Here is an 18,033-nt window from a genome sequence, read left to right as displayed (position 1 = left end):
TGTCGTCATTTGTTCGATTTGACCCCCGCGCCGGGATTGGCGCAAGGCCGCCTGCGGTGATAGACGGGGGCCGAAAATGATCGTTCCACATACCTGCTCAAGCTTTGGTCAATTGGCATGCCCGACCATCAATTCGTTCTGACCCTGTCCTGTCCGGATCGACCGGGGATCGTCTCCGCGGTCTCGACCTTCCTCGCGCATAACGGCCAGAACATCCTGGACGCCCAGCAATTCAACGATGTCGAGACCGGCAAGTTCTTCATGCGCGTGGTGTTCACCGCAGCCGACCTCGCGGTCGGGCTGCCGGCGCTGCAGACCGGTTTTGCCGCGATCGCCGAACGTTTCGGCATGGAATGGCAGATGCGCGACCGCGCCAGCCGCCGCCGGGTGATGCTGCTGGTCTCCAAGTCCGATCACTGCCTGGTCGATATCCTGTATCGCTGGCGCACCGGCGAGCTTGAGATGATCCCGACCGCTGTTGTCTCCAACCATCCGCGCGAAACCTATGGCTCGCTCGATTTCGGCGATATCCCGTTCCACCACCTGCCGGTCACCAAGGAGACCAAGCGGCAGCAGGAGGACGCGGTATGGAAGCTGGCGCAGGACACCCAGACCGATCTCGTGGTGCTGGCCCGCTACATGCAGATCCTGTCCGACGAGATGTCGGCGCGGCTGTCGGGCCGCTGCATCAACATCCATCATTCCTTCCTGCCGGGCTTCAAGGGCGCCAAGCCCTACCACCAGGCCCATGAGCGCGGCGTCAAGCTGATCGGCGCCACGGCGCACTACGTCACCAGCGATCTCGACGAGGGGCCGATCATCGACCAGGACGTCGAGCGCATCAGCCATCGCGACACGCCCGAGGATCTGGTGCGCAAGGGCCGCGACATCGAGCGCCGCGTGCTGGCGCGCGCGATCCGCTACCATCTCGCCGACCGCGTCATCCTCAACGGCCGCAAGACGGTGGTCTTCGTGGACTGATCTGCGCCTTCACCCATTGTCGCGCTTTGACCGTTGTGGCGTCGCCCTTGCATCGAGGTGCTGCATGAAGCTCATCCACATGAGCGATATCCATCTGACGACGCCGGGGAAGACGATCTTCGGTCGTGATCCGCTGCAGAATTTCGAACGCGCGCTGGAGCACGTGCTTGCCGATCATCGTGACGCCGAGCTGATGGTCATCTCGGGCGATCTCTCCGATATCGGCGACCTCGCGGACTATCAATTGCTGCGCCAACGCCTGAGCGGCTTTCCGATCCCGGTGCGGCTCTGTATCGGCAACCACGACCATCGCGAGACGTTTCTCGGCGTGTTTCCCGAATGCGCAGACGCAGACGGCTTCGCGCAGGGCGTTCACGACACGTCGGTCGGACGCGTCTTGCTGCTCGACACCTACGAGCCGCAGACGGCCGCCGGCAGCTTTTGCGAGACGCGGCGGGCCTGGCTGGAACGGCAGCTATCGGAGCATGACGGACCGTTCTTTCTGTTCATGCATCACAATCCATTCCCGACCCATATCGGCCCGGTGGACAGGATCGGCCTGCTTGACGGTGCCGCGTTCCGCTCGATCATCGCAAGGCACCGGAGCAAGATCCGCCATATTTTCTTCGGCCACTGCCACATGGTGCTGAGCGGCTCGGTCGCCGGCGTTCCCACGACCTCGCTGCGCGGAACGAACCACGCCAGCTATCCGGTGTTCGCCGAGGTGTTGACGGTTGCCGATCTGCCGGAGTCCTACGGTGTGGCGTTCATCGGCGACGACTACGTCACCGTGCACATGGTGGAGTTCGGCTACCGCGGCGAAATCATCAGCGAGGATGCCCTCGACTAGGCCGCACGCTCAGTGGGCAGCGCTCTGCGTCGCCGCCGGCTTGGCGTCGTCGCCGCGCTCGGCCGCCGGCATCAGGCGCTTGCGCTCCCGTTCCTGCATGAACTTGTCATACTCGGGGGTGCCCGGCCGCGGCGGCGCATCGGCGGGCAGGCCGCCGGCCCAGGCCGGAATGTAGTCGGCCATGCCGGCCGAGACCTTTTGGTTCATTGAACTGCATCCCCCGAGCGCACAGGCCGCGAGCGCGAGGGCGATCAGTACAGGGATGTGACGTGTGAAGATCGGCATTGGCAGCAGCATACGGCCCTGGTCTTTATGGATCATGATCTTGGGCGCGACCGTTCGGCTGCAATTGTGCTTGTTTGTTGACATTGGCGATTGATTTGTACGATCGTACAAACAATGGGCGGGTTGGATGCGCCAGACCGGTTCTCTTTGGGGGCGTTGAATTTCGGAGAACAATTCTGGTATCCTGATACTTATCGTCGTGGTTGGGCCCGATCGTGCCGCGCGCGACACACGTCCATCGTCCGATTGACAACAGGGCGCTTCGAGACGCCTTGTCGCGTTGCGGCCCGGCCGCGACGTGCTTGGGTTAAGGTTGAGGCAAGGGCCGGGCACTCGGCTCGAGGCAGAACAATGGAAGGGGGAGGGATGTCGATGTTCAATCGTCGCAACATGTTGCTGTGGGGCGCCGCTTCGGTCGTGCTTTGCGGGGTATGCACCGGCGTGCCGGCGCGGGCGGACGACGCCGTCAAGATTGGTTTGATCCTGCCGATGACCGGCGGCCAGGCCTCGACCGGCAAGCAGATTGACAATGCCATCAAGCTTTACATGCAGCAGAAGGGCGACACCGTCGCCGGCAAGAAGATCGAGATCATCCTTAAGGATGACGCCGCGGTGCCCGACAACACCAAGCGGCTCGCACAGGAACTGATCGTCAACGACAAGGTCAATTTCATCGCAGGCTTCGGTGTGACGCCCGCAGCGCTGGCCGCCGCGCCGCTCGCGACGCAGGCCAAGATCCCGGAAGTCGTGATGGCGGCCGGCACCTCGATCATCACCGAGCGCTCGCCCTACATCGTGCGCACCAGCTTCACGCTGGCGCAGTCCTCCACCATCATCGGCGACTGGGCAGTCAAGAACGGCATCAAGAAGGTCGCGACGCTGACCTCCGACTACGCGCCGGGCAACGACGCGCTGACCTTCTTCAAGCAGCATTTCACCGCCGGTGGCGGCGAGATCGTGGAAGAGGTCAAGGTCCCGCTCGCCAATCCCGACTTCGCGCCGTTCCTGCAGCGCATGAAGGATTCCAAGCCCGACGCGATGTTCGTGTTCGTGCCGGCCGGGCAGGGCGGCAACTTCATGAAGCAATATGCCGAGCGCGGGCTCGACAAGAGCGGCATCAAGGTGATCGGCCCCGGCGACGTGATGGACGACGACCTGCTCAACAACATGGGCGATGCCGCGCTCGGCGCGGTGACCGCGCATCTCTATTCGGCGGCGCATCCGTCCCAGATGAACAAGGACTTCGTCGCCGCCTACAAGAAGGCGTTCGGCAACCGGCCGGGCTTCATGGCGGTGAGCGGCTATGACGGCATCCATCTGATCTACGAGGCGCTGAAGAAGACCAATGGCGCGACCGACGGCGACAAGCTGATCGAGGCGATGAAGGGCATGAAGTGGGAGAGCCCGCGCGGCCCGATCTCGATCGATCCGGAAACCCGCGACATCGTGCAGAACATCTACATCCGCAAGGTCGAGAAGGTCGACGGTGAGCTGTACAATGTCGAGTTCGCGACCTTCGAGGCCGTCAAGGATTCCGGCAAGACCAAGAAGTGACGCGCGAAGCTCCGCCTTCCTCCACGTCATGGCCGGGACTGCCGGCCATGACGTTCCACTTGACGTGGTGCCCATTGCGTCGTCTCGGCTGAGCTGACTTCATGGCCTCTATCCTCACCAACCTGTTCGACGGCGTCGCCTACGGCATGCTGCTGTTCGTGCTCGCCTGCGGGCTGGCGGTGACGCTCGGGCTGATGAACTTCGTCAACCTGGCGCATGGCGCCTTCGCGATGGTCGGCGGCTATATCTGCGCCGTGCTGGTGAACAATTCCGGTTGGCCTTTCTTCGCAGCTCTGCCGCTCGCTTTTGTGGGCAGCGCCGTCATTGGTATCGCGCTGGAGCGCACGCTGTACCGTCATCTCTATAGCCGCAGCCATCTCGATCAGGTGCTGTTCTCGATCGGTCTGGTGTTCATGTCGGTTGCGGCGGTCGACTACATCATGGGATCGTCGCGGGTCTTCATCAAATTGCCGGCGGCGCTGGAGGGCCAGATCGATCTGTTCGGCGTCGGCATCGGTCGTTACCGGCTGATGATCGTCGTGATCTGCGGCCTGCTCACGCTGGCGCTGCAACTGATCCTCGCCAAGACGCGGTTCGGCAGCCGTCTGCGTGCCGCGGTCGACGATCCGCGCGCCGCGATCGGGCTCGGCATCAACGTGCCGCAGGTGTTCGCGTTCACCTTCGCCTTCGGCTGCGGCCTCGCTGGGCTCGGCGGTGCGCTGAGCGCGGAGATCCTCGGGCTCGATCCGTATTTTCCGCTGAAATTCATGATCTACTTCCTGATCGTGGTGACGGTCGGCGGTTCGTCCTCGATCACCGGCCCGTTCCTCGCATCCCTGCTGCTCGGCATCGCCGACGTCGCCGGCAAATATTACGTGCCCAAGGTCGGTCCCTTCGTGATCTACACCGTCATGATCGTGATCCTGCTCTGGCGCCCCAACGGCCTGTTCGGCCGCACCGCGGCGCGGTGAGGCCGTCATGACCGCGCTGTCCGACGTCTCCACCCATGCGATGGCCAGCGCGCGCTGGCGGATCAGCGAGGTCGCTTTCTGGGTGCTCGCGCTCGCCTGCGCGTTCCTGTTCCCTTCGCGCTATCTGATCATGACCGACATCGTGCGGCTCGGCCTGTTCGCGCTGTCGCTCGACCTGATCCTCGGCTACGCGGGCATCGTCTCGCTCGGCCATGCAGCGTTCTTCGGCGTAGGCGCCTATTCGGCCGGCTTGCTGGCGCTGCACGGCATCATCAACGAGCCCGTCATCGCCCTCGTCGCCGCCGGCCTCGTTGCGGCGGTGCTCGGGTTCCTGACCAGCTTCCTCGTCATCCGCGGCGCCGACCTGACCCGGCTGATGGTGACGCTCGGCATCGCGCTGCTGCTGGAAGCGCTCGCCGAGCGCTTCTCGGACATCACCGGCGGCACCGATGGCCTGCAGGGCATCGAGATGCAGCCGATCCTTGGGCTGTTCGCCTTCGACATGTTCGGCAAGACCGGGTTCCTCTACTCACTGATCGTGCTGTTCGTCCTGTTCCTGCTCGCGCGACGCGTGGTGCATTCGCCTTTCGGCCTGTCGCTGCGGGCGATCAGGAACAATCCGCTGCGCGCGGCCGCGATCGGCGTGCCGGTCAATCGCCGCCTGATCGCGGTCTACACGCTGGCCGCCTTCTATGCCGGAATCGCCGGCGCGCTGTTCACCCAGACCACGGCGCTCGCCTCGCTCGACGTGTTCGCCTTCGAGCGCTCGGCCGACCTGATGCTGGTGCTCGTGATCGGCGGTACCGGCTATCTCTATGGCGGCCTGATCGGCGCCGTCGTGTTCAAGATGCTGCAGGAGCTGTTTCAGAGCATCACCCCGCAATACTGGCTGTTCTGGATCGGCCTCGTGCTGGTCGTGATCGTGATGGTCGGCCGCGCACGCATCCACCGCTTGGTGCTGTTCGTGCCGAACCTGATCATCCGTCAGTTCGCCGGCCGCAAGGCCGCCGTTCCCGTGCCGGAGAGCGAGGCGTCATGACGATCGCGCTCGAAACCCGCAATCTCGAAAAGTCGTTTGGCGGCCTTCGTGTCACCCGCGATCTCTCGCTGAAGGTAATGCAGGGCGCCCGCCACGCGCTGATCGGGCCGAACGGCGCCGGCAAGACCACCGTCATCAATCAGCTCACCGGCGTGCTGACGCCGAACAGCGGGAGCATCCTGCTCGAAGGTGCCGACATCACCGGCCTCTCCGTGCACAGACGGGTGCTGCGCGGGCTGTCGCGCACCTTCCAGATCAACCAGCTCTATCCCGACCTAACCCCGCTCGAGACCATCGGCCTTGCAGTCTCCGAACGGATGGGCCGCGGTGGTGACTGGTGGCGGCGGATGGGCACGCGCAGCGACGTCAATGCCGAGATCGCCGAGATATTGTCGCGCTTCCATCTGCTCGACGTCATGACCGAGCTCACCTCGACATTGCCCTACGGCAAGCAGCGCCTGCTCGAGATCGCGGTCGCGATTGCCGCCAGGCCGCGGGTGCTGCTGCTCGACGAGCCCGCGGCCGGTGTCCCCGAAAGCGAGCGCCACGATATCCTGGCAGCGGTCGCAGCATTGCCGCGCGACGTCACCGTGCTCTTGATCGAGCACGACATGGACCTGGTGTTCTCGTTCGCCGATCGCATCTCCGTCTTGGTCAACGGCGGCCTGCTCACCGAGGGCGCGCCCGACGAGGTCGCGCGCGATCCGCAGGTGAGGGCGGTCTACCTCGGCGAGGCTGCCGATGCCTGACCTGCTCTCCATCCAGGGCCTGCGTGCCGGATACGGCGAGGCCGTGGTGCTGCCGGACATGTCGCTGGCGCTCGCCGACGGCCAGGTGCTTGCGCTGCTCGGCCGCAACGGTACCGGCAAGACCACGCTGATCAATTCGATCGTCGGCATCACCCGCCGCTTTGGCGGCAGCATTGCGCTCGCGGGCCGCGACGTCACGGCACTGCGGCCTGACCAGCGCGCCCGCGCCGGGATCGGCTGGGTGCCGCAGGAGCGCAACATCTTCCGCTCGCTGACGGTGGAGGAGAACATGACCGCGGTGGCGCAGCCCGGGCCGTGGACGGTTGAGCGGGTGTACGAGATGTTTCCGCGGCTGAAGGAGCGGCGCGGCAATTTCGGCAACCAGCTGTCGGGCGGCGAGCAGCAGATGCTGGCGATCGGCCGCGCGCTGACCTTGAACCCGAAGGTGCTGCTGCTGGACGAGCCGACCGAGGGCCTCGCGCCGATCATCGTTGAGGAATTGTTAAAGGCGATCGGAACCATCACGCGCTCGGGCGGCATCTGCTCGATCATCGTCGAGCAGAACGCGCAAAAGATTCTGGGGCTCGCCGACCGCGTTGTGATATTGGAACGCGGCACGATCGTGCACGATGCCGCAAGCAGCGCGCTGAAGGCCGATCCCTCCGTCCTCGAGCGCCATCTCGGCGTCGCCGGGACCAAGAAGCACTGACGACCTCAGGGAGTTCACCATGCAGCGAACCAAGCCTCCGTTCCGCGCCGACGAGGTCGGCAGCCTGTTGCGGCCGCCGAAGATCAAGGAAGCCCGCGCCAAATTGGAGAAGGGCGAGATCTCGGCCGACGAGCTGCGCAAGGTCGAGGACATGGAGATCGAGAAGGTCGTGCACAAGCAGGCCTCGGTCGGCCTGAAGCTTGCGACCGACGGCGAGTTCCGCCGCTCCTGGTGGCACTTCGATTTCCTCAGCCATCTGACCGGCTGCGAGCTGTTCCACCCCGACATGGGCATCCAGTTCGCCGGCGTGCAGACCCGCCACGACGCCATCAGGGTGATCGGCAAGCTCGACTTCTCCGATCAGCATCCGATGCTCGATCACTTCAGGTTCCTGAAGAAGTACGCCGACCAGGCGCATGTTGTGCCGAAGATGACGATCCCGTCGCCCGCGGTGCTGCACTTCCGCGGCGGCCGCAAGCTGATCTCGAAGGAGGTCTACCCCGATCTCGAGGAGTTCTATCAGGACCTCGGCAAGACCTATCGCAAGGCGGTGAAGGCGTTCTATGACGCCGGTTGCCGCTACCTGCAATTCGACGACACGGTGTGGGCCTATCTGTGCTCGCCGGAGGAATTGCAGAAGTCGCGCGACCGTGGCGACAATCCGGACGGCCTGCAGGAGATTTACGCGCGCGTTATCAACTATGCGATCGCCGATCGTCCGTCCGACATGGTGATCACGACCCATGTCTGCCGCGGCAATTTCCGCTCGACCTGGATCTCCTCCGGCGGCTACGAGCCGGTCGCCGAGACCATGCTGGCCGGCACCAATTACGACGGCTATTTCCTCGAGTATGATTCCGATCGTGCCGGTGGCTTCGAGCCGCTGCGCTTCCTGCCCAAGGGCAACAAGGTCGTGGTGGTCGGCGTCATCACCTCGAAGTTCGGCGAGCTCGAGAAGAAGGACGACATCAAGCGGCGGCTGGAGGAGGCATCCAAATTCGCCCCGATCGAGCAGCTCGCGGTGTCGCCGCAATGCGGCTTCGCCTCGACCGAGGAGGGCAACATCCTCTCCGAGGAAGAGCAGTGGGCCAAGCTGCGGTTGGCTGTCGAAGTCGCCAACGAGGTGTGGGGCAAGTGACGCGTACGCGCCGTCACTGCTCCGCCAGATAGACCTCGCCGAGCAGCGACGAGTTCGACCACGGCACCTGCTTGCCCTTGGTCGCGGCGACGACCTCGGCGCGGACTCGCGTCAGCATCTGCTGCACTTCGAGGCCGGGCGTGCCGACATGGCGCGACAGCGCCGCCGAGAACGGGCTGTTGGCGCCTTCGCCGTCGAGCGCGACCTGGCCCGGCGCGGTCGCGAACGCGATCAGCGTGCCGGCGCCGAGCGTCGAGCCTGATCCGAGCGTAGCGGGCGCGGCGAGGCCGGAGCCGGCCTCGATGCCGCGGCTGGGCCCTGTGGACGCCACCTGCGGCGCCATCGGATTGTTGCGGCAGGCATCGAGGATCAGGATGTTGGTGCGGATCTGATCGTCGAGGCCGGCCATGATCGTATCCATATCGACCATCGCGTCGGTCATGCGTGCACCTGCCTTGAACTCGATATCGACCGGCACGAGGTAGTTGCGGCCGTCGACCTGCACGCCATGGCCGGCATAGTAGACCACGGCGATCTGCGACCGCGTCGCCTCGCGCAAGAAATCGTGGATCGTCCGCTGCATCGCGTCGCGATCGAGATCGAGACCCTCCGAGACGGTGAAGCCGATGTCGCGCAGGCTCTTGGCGATGGCGCGTGCATCGTTGGGTGGATTGGGCAGCGCCTTCACATGCGCATAGGCGCCGTTGCCGATCACCAGCGCGACGCGCCGGCCGGTTGCTGCGGCCTGCACGCGTGCGGCCGGATTGGCTGCCGCGGGCGCCGGCGGCGCGGGAGCAGGACTGCTTTCGGCGGCGGGCACTGCTGCGGTCTTGCGCGGTGCTGCATCAGCCTCCTTCAGCAGCGCGAGGCGCACCTTGGCGGTGGCCTGGTTGGCTTTGCTGCCGGCGTCGGAGGCGACGCCCTCGAGCACCGCGGCGTAATCTTCCTTGGCGTGCGCAGCATCGCCCTTTGCTTCATAGGAGAGACCGCGCTGGGTGTAGGCCGAGATCAGCACGCTGCCGGGCGGCGTCATGATGTTGACGGGCGCCTTCGCCTTCGCGAGCCGGATCGCTTCCGTCGTGTCTGCGATCGCGCGCGCGATGTCGCCTTTGGCGCGCCAGATCACGGCGCGGCGGATCAAGGGCTCCGGCAGTGACGGATCGATCCTAACGGCCTCGTTGATGTCGGCGAGCGCGCCGTCGAGATCGCCGAGCGCCTGTTTCGAGGCACCGCGGTTCTGGTAGGAGAACGCCGACCTCGGATCGGCCTTGATCGCGGCGTCGTAGTCGGCGATCGCCTTGGCGTAGTCACCCTTGCCGCGATAGGCGTTGCCGCGGTTGTGATAGATGATGCCGCTCGGTGGCCCCATCCGCAGCGCGTCGTTGAAGTCGGCGATCGCGATGTCGTACTCGCCCTTGTCGTAATAGGCCGAGCCGCGCAGATTGTAGACGGCGGTGCTGGGCTTGAGGCGCAGCGCCTCGGTCGTGTCCGCAATCACCTGCGGATAGTTGCCCTTCTTGTTCCAGCCGACTGCGCGCCAGAAATAGACGGTCGCGAGCTTCTCGCCGGAAAACACCTTCAGCGCGATGATCTTGGTGCAGGCGTCGATCATCTGGTCGGCCGGCGTGGTGCCGGTCGTGCAGAGCGGGCCGAGCTGGGCGCGCGTCTGGGCGAGGCAGGGCGCCGACCACAGCATGGCGGCAAGCAGGCAGGGGATCAGGAGCAGGCGGCGCATCGGTCATCCGGCGGGTAGGCCGTCATCGTGATCGGCGACGGCATGGCGATCCAGGGAACGATCCAAGGGGCTATCCATGACTGTTTGGTGATCGGGCCGCAGAGGGGGTTCAACTGGTGGGAAAATGGTGGTAAGACGGCGCTGCACACTATCTCTGCCCACTTTTGTCCCACTCGCCGCTGCCCACAATTCCTGCCCTTGGCACCATGAAGAACGACGAAATCCTCAGCCAGATCACGGATTTCTGCCGACGCTCCGACATGGCGGAGACGACGTTCGGCCGCCGTGCCGTCAACGACGGCAAGCTGGTGCATCGGCTGCGCGAGGGCAAGCGCATCACCATCGATACGCTCGATCGCATCAACGGCTTCATCGCGACCTCGACCCCGGGCGGCGTGGCGCCGCCGCGCGGCCTCGTGGTGCCGCCGGAAAAGCGCGATCCAAGGGGTAATTTCCGCTTCTTCGAGAACCGCCAGCGCTACCTGCTGTTCGTACACACCTGCAGCGAGAAGCGGGTGATCGCCGACCGGGTATCGCTGGAACTGGCGGCGATCCACCCCCGGCCGCCGGCGCTGCGGGTGTTCGACGCCGGAATGGGCGATGGCACGGTGCTGGCGCGCGTCCTGCGTGCCATGCATGGCCGCTTCCCACATATGCCGTTCTATGTCGCTGGCAAGGAACTGAGCCTGGAGGACGTCCGCCTCACGCTCGACAAGGTGCCGGACCGTCTGTTCGAGCACCCGGCCAGCGTCTTCGTGTTCACCAACATGTATTACGCCGAGGCGCCCTGGCTGACGCCCAAGAACTCCGCGGCGGCCGCCAGCATGATCTGGCACGAGGTGGCCCTGCGCGGCGCCTCCTCTGGCGAGTTCGAGGCCCAGATCGCCGAGCTCGGCCCGTTCCTGGAACAGAATTGGCGGGCCAATCTCAGCCCCGGCAATGCGATGCCGATCTATGAGCGGCCGGTGGCGCTGGTGCTGTACCGGGACGATCACCGCTTCCTGCTCGATTCCATCATTCCGCGGGCCGGCCGCACCGAGGCCAATTTCGATCTCGTGATCGCCTCGCAGCCCTACCGCGCCAAATCCTCGGTGAATTTCCGCGCCAAGCGGATCATCGCGCCGCTGGCCCGCGCACTGCGCGGCGGCGGGCGGCTGATAGGAATCCACTCCCACGGAGGCGATCCCGGGCTTGAAATGATTCAAGCCGTCTGGCCCGGAGAAAATCCTTTCGCCGTCAGCCGTCATGAGATACTGCGCGCGGTGAAATACGAGTTGGGTTCGGCGGGCCGCGAGCTGAACTTCAATGCCTACGCCGATAATCGTTCGATCTTCCGATATGATATGGAAGCGCTGCCAAATGAGGTGACCGGCTCGATCGGAACCTCGACAGCCTTTGCTGCGTGGAATGCCGCGGTGTATGTCGCGCAGATCGAAGATGAGCGGTTGACCGAAACGACCGAAAACGGACGAGCTCTCGAGGCCACACGCGAAGTTCTCCGCAAACACAACGGGCTGTGGTTCTACGACGAGTCCTACGTCATCTCACGGCGACGAGACTGACATGCCGGGGACATATTCACCAACCAACGTCGGACATCGACGAAACAAGGGGTTTGCTTGATGCGCGCGTCTTATCTCTTCACCAGCGAGTCGGTCTCGGAAGGCCATCCGGACAAGGTCTGCGATCGCATCTCGGATGAGATCGTCGACCTGTTCTACCGCGAGGGACCGAAAGCGGGCATCGACCCGTGGCAGATCCGCGCGGCGTGCGAAACGCTCGCGACCACCAACAAGGTGGTGATCGCCGGCGAAACGCGCGGCCCGAGTTCGGTCACCAACGAGCAGATCGAGGGCGTCGTGCGCGGCGCGATCAAGGACATCGGCTACGAGCAGGATGGCTTCCACTGGAAGACCTGCGACATCGAGATCCTGCTGCATCCGCAGTCGGCCGATATCGCGCAGGGCGTCGACGCGCTGCAGCCGGGCGAGGTCAAGGAAGAGGGTGCCGGCGACCAGGGCATCATGTTCGGTTACGCCACCAATGAGACGCCGGACCTGATGCCGGCGCCGATCTTCTACGCCCACAAGATCCTGCGGCTGATCTCGGAAGCGCGCCACTCCGGCAAGGAGAAGGTGCTGGGTCCGGACTCCAAGAGCCAGGTCACCGTGCAGTACGAGAACGGCAAGCCGGTCGGCGTCCGCGAGATCGTCGTCTCGCATCAGCATCTGGTCGAGGATCTCACCTCCAACCAGATCCGCGACATCGTCGAGCCGTATGTGCGCGAGGCGCTGCCGAAGGAGTGGATCAACGGCAAGACGATCTGGCACATCAATCCGACCGGCAAGTTCTTCATCGGCGGTCCCGACGGCGACTCCGGCCTGACCGGCCGCAAGATCATCGTCGACACCTACGGCGGCGCGGCTCCGCATGGCGGCGGCGCGTTCTCCGGCAAGGATCCGACCAAGGTCGACCGTTCGGCTGCTTACGCTGCGCGCTATGTCGCCAAGAACATCGTTGCGGCCGGTCTTGCCGACCGCTGCACGCTGCAGCTCGCCTACGCGATCGGCGTGGCGCGCCCGCTGTCGATCTACATCGACACCCACGGCACCGGTAAGGTGTCGGAGGACGAGCTCGAGAAGGCGGCAGCAAAGGCGATGGATCTGACGCCGCGCGGCATCCGCACCCATCTCGACCTCAACCGCCCGATCTACGCGCGCACCTCGGCCTACGGTCATTTCGGCCGCACGCCGGACAATGAGGGCGGCTTCTCCTGGGAGAAGACCGACCTCGTCGAGCCGCTGAAGCGCGCGCTCTAACCCTTGCGTCATTCCGGGGCGCTCGCGCGAGCGGGCGAACCCGGAATCCTCTTCCATCAGTTCCAGATTCCGGGTTCGCCTCATCGAGGCGCCCCGGAATGACCAGTTCAACAACAGGACGCTCAAATGAACGCCCCCACGAAGCCCGGCTTCACCGACTACATCGTCAAGGACATTGCGCTCGCCGATTTCGGCCGCAAGGAGATCTCGCTGGCCGAGACCGAAATGCCCGGCCTGATGGCCACCCGCGAGGAGTTCGGCCCCAAGCAGCCGCTGAAGGGCGCGCGCATCGCCGGCTCGCTGCACATGACGATCCAGACTGCCGTGCTGATCGAGACGCTGGCCGCGCTCGGCGCCGACATCCGCTGGGTCTCCTGCAACATCTATTCGACCCAGGATCACGCTGCGGCCGCGATCGCCGCCGCCGGCATTCCGGTGTTCGCCGTGAAGGGCGAGACGCTGACCGAGTACTGGGACTACACCGCCAAGCTGTTCGACTGGCACGGCGGCGGTACGCCGAACATGATCCTCGATGACGGCGGCGATGCCACCATGCTGGTGCATGCCGGCTACCGCGCCGAGCAGGGCGACACCGCGTTCCTCGACAAGCCGACCTCCGAGGAAGAGGAGATCTTCTACGCGCTGGTCAAGCGTCTCTTGAAGGAGAAGCCGAAGGGCTACTTCGCCGAGATCGCCAAGAACATCAAGGGCGTCTCGGAAGAGACCACCACGGGCGTGCATCGTCTCTACGAGATGGCCAACAAGGGCACGCTGCTGTTCCCGGCGATCAACGTCAACGACAGCGTCACCAAGTCGAAGTTCGACAACCTCTATGGCTGCCGCGAGTCGCTGGTCGACGGCATCCGCCGCGGCACCGACGTCATGCTGTCGGGCAAGGTCGCGATGGTTGCGGGCTTCGGCGACGTCGGCAAGGGCTCGGCCGCCTCGCTGCGCCAGGCCGGCTGCCGCGTCATGGTCTCCGAAGTCGATCCGATCTGCGCGCTGCAGGCGGCGATGGAAGGCTATGAAGTCGTGACGATGGAAGACGCCGCGCCGCGCGCCGACATCTTCGTCACCGCCACCGGCAACAAGGACATCATCACCATCGAGCACATGCGCGCGATGAAGGATCGCGCCATCGTCTGCAACATCGGCCACTTCGACAACGAGATCCAGATCGCGAGCCTTCGCAATCTGAAGTGGACCAACATCAAGCCGCAGGTCGACGAGATCGAATTCCCCGACAAGCACCGCATCATCATGCTGTCGGAAGGCCGTCTCGTGAACCTCGGCAATGCGATGGGCCACCCGTCCTTCGTGATGTCGGCCTCGTTCACCAACCAGACGCTGGCGCAGATCGAGCTCTGGGCCAACAACAAGGACGGCAAGTACGCCAAGAAGGTCTACGTGCTGCCGAAGACGCTCGACGAGAAGGTCGCACGCCTGCACCTCGCCAAGATCGGCGTCAAGCTGACCGAGCTGCGCAAGGACCAGGCCGACTACATCGGCGTCAAGCAGGAAGGTCCGTACAAGTCGGACCACTACCGCTACTGATCCGCGCTGACTGCGATCGATGACGTGAAGAGCCCCGGCAACGTCCGGGGCTTTTTGCTGGGCTGTTGTGCGCGTGGACGGCACCCGGGATGACGCCGATCCACCGATGTCGTCCCTGCGAAAGCAGGGACCCATACTCCGCGGCAGCTGTTGTGAAGGGGAGCTCGTCCTTCCAGCAGCGCGCAAATCGTCAGCGTCGACGGTTATGGCTCTCTGCTTTCGCAGGGACGACAGTGAGTCTGTTGCACGGTCTGGGCGTCATACGTCGCGCATTGGTGCGACACGGTCTACCCGAGCTTGGCTTGTCGTTCCGCCCTCAGGAACAGAGCGCGCCGTAATCCACCTCACCCCGACTTCTGCGCCGAGCCGTGCCCAAGCTGCCGCGAGATCTCGCTCGCACAATCACGTAGCGCGCTCGCGATCGGGCTGTCCCAGCCGGCGTCGAAGGTGCCTTCCGGGCCCATCGCAGTGATCACGAGCGCGACATGGCCGGCGTGATCGAACACCGGGGCGGCGAAGGCGTTGACGCCGGGCAGGGGATCGCCGATCGCGCGCGCGAGCCCGTGGCTTCGGACCTCGGCCAGCATCTCCGTCGTCTTTGCGCTGATGGTCTCGCGTTTCGGATTGTAGCCGACGCCGAGGCGGTCGAGGCCGCTTTCGAGTGCGGTCTTGACGGCGTTCGGCGGCATGAAGGCAGCGAAGGCACGGCCAGTCGCGGTCTCGAGCAGCGCCACCACCGATCCGACACGCATCGCGATATGCACCGGATGGCTCGGCTCCTCGAGCCGCACCACGGTGGCGCCATGGGTGCCCCAGACCGACAGCGACACCGCATGATTGATGCTGTCGGCGAGCGCGGCGATCCTGGGCGTCGCGATCCGCACCGCGGACTGCCGGCGCAGGCTGATCAGGCCGAGCTCGAGCGCCAGCGCGCCGATCTCGTAACGGCCGGTGGTCTCGTCCTGCTCGATCAGGCCGATGCGCGAAAAACTGACGAGATAGGGATGCGCCTTGGCCGGTGGCATGCCGGCTTCGCGCGCGAGGTCGCGCAGCATCATCGGCTCGCCGCTGCGGGCGAGCGCGCGGAGCAATTCTCCGCCGACCTCGATCGACTGTATGCCGCGGCTTTCTCTCGTCATCGCGTCCTGCCAACTCTCCGACAACGTCCTTATACGGCGAGAAACCCTCCGTCGACCGGCATGGTCACGCCGTTCACATAAGACGCCAGCTCCGACGCCAGGAACACCACCGGTCCGACCAGCTCCTCCGGCTGCCCGACGCGGCCGAGCGGCGTGCGGCCGAGAAATCCGGCGAGCCGGGCAGGGTCGTTGCGGGTCGCTTCGGTCATCGCTGTCTCGATCACGCCGGGGGCGATCGCGTTGACGCGGATGCCGTCGGCGGCGAGCTCGCGGGCGAGCGCCTGGGTCAGGAGCTTCACGCCGCCCTTGGACGGCGCGTAGCCCAGCGTGTCGGCAACGCCGAGGAAGGAGGCGATCGAGCCGAGATTGATGATCGCGCCACGGGTCTCGCGCAGCGCCGGCAGGAAGGCGTGGGTGACGTTGAAGGTGCCGTTCAGGTTGACGTCGAGCACCCGCCGCCAATTGTCCGGCGCCCGCGGCGAGTCGATGCCCTCGCGGATGATGATGCCGGCATTGTTGACCAGGATCGCGATCGGCCCGATGTCTCGCGCAATTTGTTGCGCCAGTGCGTAGCAGGCCTCGGCATCGGTCACGTCGAGGTCGAAGGACCATGCCGCGCGGCCGCGCTCGCGGATGTCGGCTGCGGTTTGCTTGGCGCCGGCGCGATCGATGTCGGTCACGACAACGTCCGCGCCGTGGGCCGCGATGCCGAGCGCGATGGCGCGTCCATTGCCGTGCGCCGCTCCGGTGACCAGCGCGCGCTTGCCGGCAAGCAGGTTCGGCAATGTGCTCATGCCGCGCTTCTCTCTGCCGCTGCGCCGGCGATGTGCTTGCCTGCGATGTAGCCGAAGGTTAGCGCGGGGCCGAGCGTGATGCCGGCACCGGGATAGTTGCCGCCCATGATGCTCGCCATGTCGTTGCCGGCGGCATAGAGGCCGGCAATCGGCTGGCCGTCGGCGTCGAGCGCGCGGGCATTGGCGTCGGTGCGGATGCCGGCATAGGTGCCGAGGTCACCGATCACCATCTTGATGGCGTAGAACGGCCCGTGCCGGATCGGTGCGATGCAGGGATTGGGGCCGTGCAGCGCATCGCCCTGATAGCGGTTGTAGGCGCGCGAGCCCTTGCCGAAGGCGGGATCGCGCCCCTCGGCCGCGGTCGTGTTGAATTCGGCGACGGTCGCCTCGAATGCCCCGGCGTCGATGCCGGCCTGCGCGGCGAGCTCTGCGAGCGTCGTGCCGCGCTTGAGATAGCCAGTCTTCAGATGATGGCCCAGCGGCATCGGGCGCGGCGGCACGCAGCCGAGGCCGTATTTGCGCAACGTCTCGTGATCGCAGACGAGATATGCCGCGATCTCTTCGCCGGGCTTCGCCGCCTTGATCATCGCCTGCACGAAGTCGTGGTAGGAATTGCCTTCATTGGCAAAGCGCTTGCCGTCGCGCATGACAGCGATCACGCCGGGCTTGGCGCGATCGATGAAATGCGGCATCACGCCCTTCGAGCCGTCTTTACGCGTCGTGACCGAGACCGGCACCCAGGCCGCGGCATTCGGCAACGAGTCGTCGACGCGGCCGCCGGCGGATTCCGCGAGCCGCAAGCCGTCGCCGGTGTTGCCGGTCGGGCCCGGCGAGTAATGCTCCTTTCCTGTGGGCGCATGCGGAAACATCTTCTGCCGCCGCGCGACGTCATGCGGGAAGCCGCCGCAGGCGAGCACGACGCCGCGTTTGGCGTTGATGCGGACGGTGCGGCCCTCGCGCACCACGATTGCGCCGCGTACCACGCCGTTCTCGACAATCAACTCGCGCACCGGTGAGTTGAGCCAGAGCGGGATCTTGAGGTCGAAGGCGGATTTCGCCAGCCGTCCAGCCAGCGCGTTGCCGTTGGTCAGCGTCATGCCGCGGCCGTTGCGCACCACGTCAACGGCGTGCTTCGACAGCCGCTTGGCGACATAGGCGGCCGAGGTGATCGACCGCGTCGCGCGCATGAAATGCACGATCTCCTTGCCGGAGCCGAGCATCATGCCGAACACGGTTAGCTCGGGCAGGGGGCTGCCGAGATTCTTCAGGGCGTCGCCGAGCTCGTGGGCGTCGAACGGCCGCGTCACCATCGAGCGGCCGCCCTGCGCGCCGCCGGGCGCTTCGGCATGGTAGTCCGGGAAGGTCAGCGGCATGTCGAAACGAACCGCGGTCTTCGTTGTGAAGAAGTCGACCGCCTTCGGCCCTTCGGTCAGGAACGCATCGACGCGCGCGGCGTCGAAGCTGTTGCCGGCCTCGTGGCGCAGATAGGTTTTTGCCTGGTCGGGGCTCTCTTCGATGCCCCATGCCTTCGCGAGCGAGGTGCCGGGGATCCACAGCCAGCCGCCGGAGCGCGCGGTGGTGCCGCCGAACCGCGGCTCCTTCTCTACGACGAGGACCTTCAGGCCGTGATGGCCCGCGGTGACCGCCGCCGACAGCCCGGCGCAGCCGGAGCCGACGACGAGTGCATCGCAGTCATATGTTTCTTCATTGGCCACG

The 18,033-nt window shown here is 65.3% G+C and carries 16 protein-coding genes; 11 read left to right on the top strand and 5 right to left on the bottom strand.

Features of this window, described 5'->3' with window-relative positions:
- The first annotated feature begins 117 nt into the window (after positions 1-117).
- Both purU and CK489_RS35060 read left to right on the top strand, forming a co-directional pair.
- Complete coding sequence (purU, locus tag CK489_RS35065) at positions 118-981, top strand: formyltetrahydrofolate deformylase (RefSeq protein WP_095735484.1); 864 nt, start codon at positions 118-120, stop codon at positions 979-981.
- A 64-nt stretch (positions 982-1,045) separates the two neighbouring features.
- Positions 1,046-1,831, top strand: a complete 786-nt coding sequence (locus CK489_RS35060) for a phosphodiesterase (RefSeq protein WP_095735483.1) — start codon at positions 1,046-1,048, stop codon at positions 1,829-1,831.
- Between the two features lie 9 nt (positions 1,832-1,840).
- Here CK489_RS35060 and CK489_RS35055 read toward each other — a convergent pair whose 3' ends face one another.
- Positions 1,841-2,038 carry a hypothetical protein gene (locus tag CK489_RS35055; protein WP_347336324.1) on the bottom strand — a complete coding sequence of 66 codons (198 nt, stop codon included), beginning with the start codon at positions 2,036-2,038 and terminating at the stop codon, positions 1,841-1,843.
- 468 nt (positions 2,039-2,506) lie between these two features.
- On the opposite strand from CK489_RS35055, the gene CK489_RS35050 reads away from it, so the two are divergent.
- From CK489_RS35050 to CK489_RS35025, 6 genes are all read left to right on the top strand, one after another.
- A complete protein-coding gene (locus CK489_RS35050; RefSeq protein WP_245350658.1) occupies positions 2,507-3,670 on the top strand; it encodes an ABC transporter substrate-binding protein in 1,164 nt (387 codons plus the stop codon).
- A 101-nt stretch (positions 3,671-3,771) separates the two neighbouring features.
- A complete protein-coding gene (locus CK489_RS35045; RefSeq protein WP_095735482.1) occupies positions 3,772-4,641 on the top strand; it encodes a branched-chain amino acid ABC transporter permease in 870 nt (289 codons plus the stop codon).
- 7 nt (positions 4,642-4,648) lie between these two features.
- The gene (locus tag CK489_RS35040) at positions 4,649-5,680 is read left to right on the top strand and encodes a branched-chain amino acid ABC transporter permease (protein ID WP_095735481.1); all 1,032 of its coding nucleotides are present in this window, start codon (positions 4,649-4,651) and stop codon (positions 5,678-5,680) included.
- Positions 5,677-6,429, top strand: coding sequence for an ABC transporter ATP-binding protein (locus tag CK489_RS35035; protein ID WP_050630192.1), 753 nt, complete (start codon positions 5,677-5,679; stop codon positions 6,427-6,429). The genes CK489_RS35040 and CK489_RS35035 overlap by 4 nt, the downstream gene beginning before the upstream one ends.
- Complete coding sequence (locus CK489_RS35030; RefSeq protein WP_095735480.1) at positions 6,422-7,138, top strand: ABC transporter ATP-binding protein; 717 nt, start codon at positions 6,422-6,424, stop codon at positions 7,136-7,138. Before CK489_RS35035 ends, CK489_RS35030 begins: the two co-directional genes overlap by 8 nt.
- A gap of 19 nt (positions 7,139-7,157) precedes the next feature.
- A complete protein-coding gene (locus CK489_RS35025) occupies positions 7,158-8,276 on the top strand; it encodes a cobalamin-independent methionine synthase II family protein (RefSeq protein ID WP_095735479.1) in 1,119 nt (372 codons plus the stop codon).
- Between the two features lie 13 nt (positions 8,277-8,289).
- Here CK489_RS35025 and CK489_RS35020 read toward each other — a convergent pair whose 3' ends face one another.
- On the bottom strand, positions 8,290-10,011 hold the full coding sequence (locus tag CK489_RS35020) for a caspase family protein (protein ID WP_095735478.1): 1,722 nt from the start codon (positions 10,009-10,011) through the stop codon (positions 8,290-8,292).
- A 206-nt stretch (positions 10,012-10,217) separates the two neighbouring features.
- On the opposite strand from CK489_RS35020, the gene CK489_RS35015 reads away from it, so the two are divergent.
- The 3 genes from CK489_RS35015 to ahcY all read left to right on the top strand — a co-directional run bounded on the left by CK489_RS35015 (position 10,218) and on the right by ahcY (position 14,384).
- Positions 10,218-11,573 carry a hypothetical protein gene (locus tag CK489_RS35015; RefSeq protein WP_095735477.1) on the top strand — a complete coding sequence of 452 codons (1,356 nt, stop codon included), beginning with the start codon at positions 10,218-10,220 and terminating at the stop codon, positions 11,571-11,573.
- A 60-nt stretch (positions 11,574-11,633) separates the two neighbouring features.
- A complete protein-coding gene (metK, locus tag CK489_RS35010; RefSeq protein WP_050630189.1) occupies positions 11,634-12,830 on the top strand; it encodes a methionine adenosyltransferase in 1,197 nt (398 codons plus the stop codon).
- 126 nt (positions 12,831-12,956) lie between these two features.
- Positions 12,957-14,384 (top strand): adenosylhomocysteinase, encoded by a 1,428-nt coding sequence (gene ahcY, locus CK489_RS35005; protein WP_095735476.1) that lies wholly within the window; start codon positions 12,957-12,959, stop codon positions 14,382-14,384.
- A gap of 344 nt (positions 14,385-14,728) precedes the next feature.
- On the opposite strand, the gene CK489_RS35000 is transcribed toward ahcY, so the two are convergent.
- From CK489_RS35000 to CK489_RS34990, 3 genes are read right to left on the bottom strand one after another with little or no spacing between them, the layout of a single operon-like run.
- The gene (locus tag CK489_RS35000) at positions 14,729-15,523 is read right to left on the bottom strand and encodes an IclR family transcriptional regulator (protein ID WP_095735475.1); all 795 of its coding nucleotides are present in this window, start codon (positions 15,521-15,523) and stop codon (positions 14,729-14,731) included.
- Between the two features lie 29 nt (positions 15,524-15,552).
- Positions 15,553-16,317, bottom strand: coding sequence for an SDR family NAD(P)-dependent oxidoreductase (locus tag CK489_RS34995; protein WP_095735474.1), 765 nt, complete (start codon positions 16,315-16,317; stop codon positions 15,553-15,555).
- Positions 16,314-18,032 (bottom strand): FAD-dependent oxidoreductase, encoded by a 1,719-nt coding sequence (locus tag CK489_RS34990; protein WP_198961104.1) that lies wholly within the window; start codon positions 18,030-18,032, stop codon positions 16,314-16,316. The genes CK489_RS34995 and CK489_RS34990 overlap by 4 nt, the downstream gene beginning before the upstream one ends.
- Position 18,033: the final 1 nt, after the last annotated feature.

Source organism: Bradyrhizobium sp. UFLA03-84 (assembly GCF_002289535.1).
Taxonomy (GTDB): domain Bacteria; phylum Pseudomonadota; class Alphaproteobacteria; order Rhizobiales; family Xanthobacteraceae; genus Bradyrhizobium; species Bradyrhizobium viridifuturi.
The sequence above is the reverse complement of the archived record's forward strand: the minus strand, read 5'-3'. Positions and strand labels throughout refer to the sequence as shown.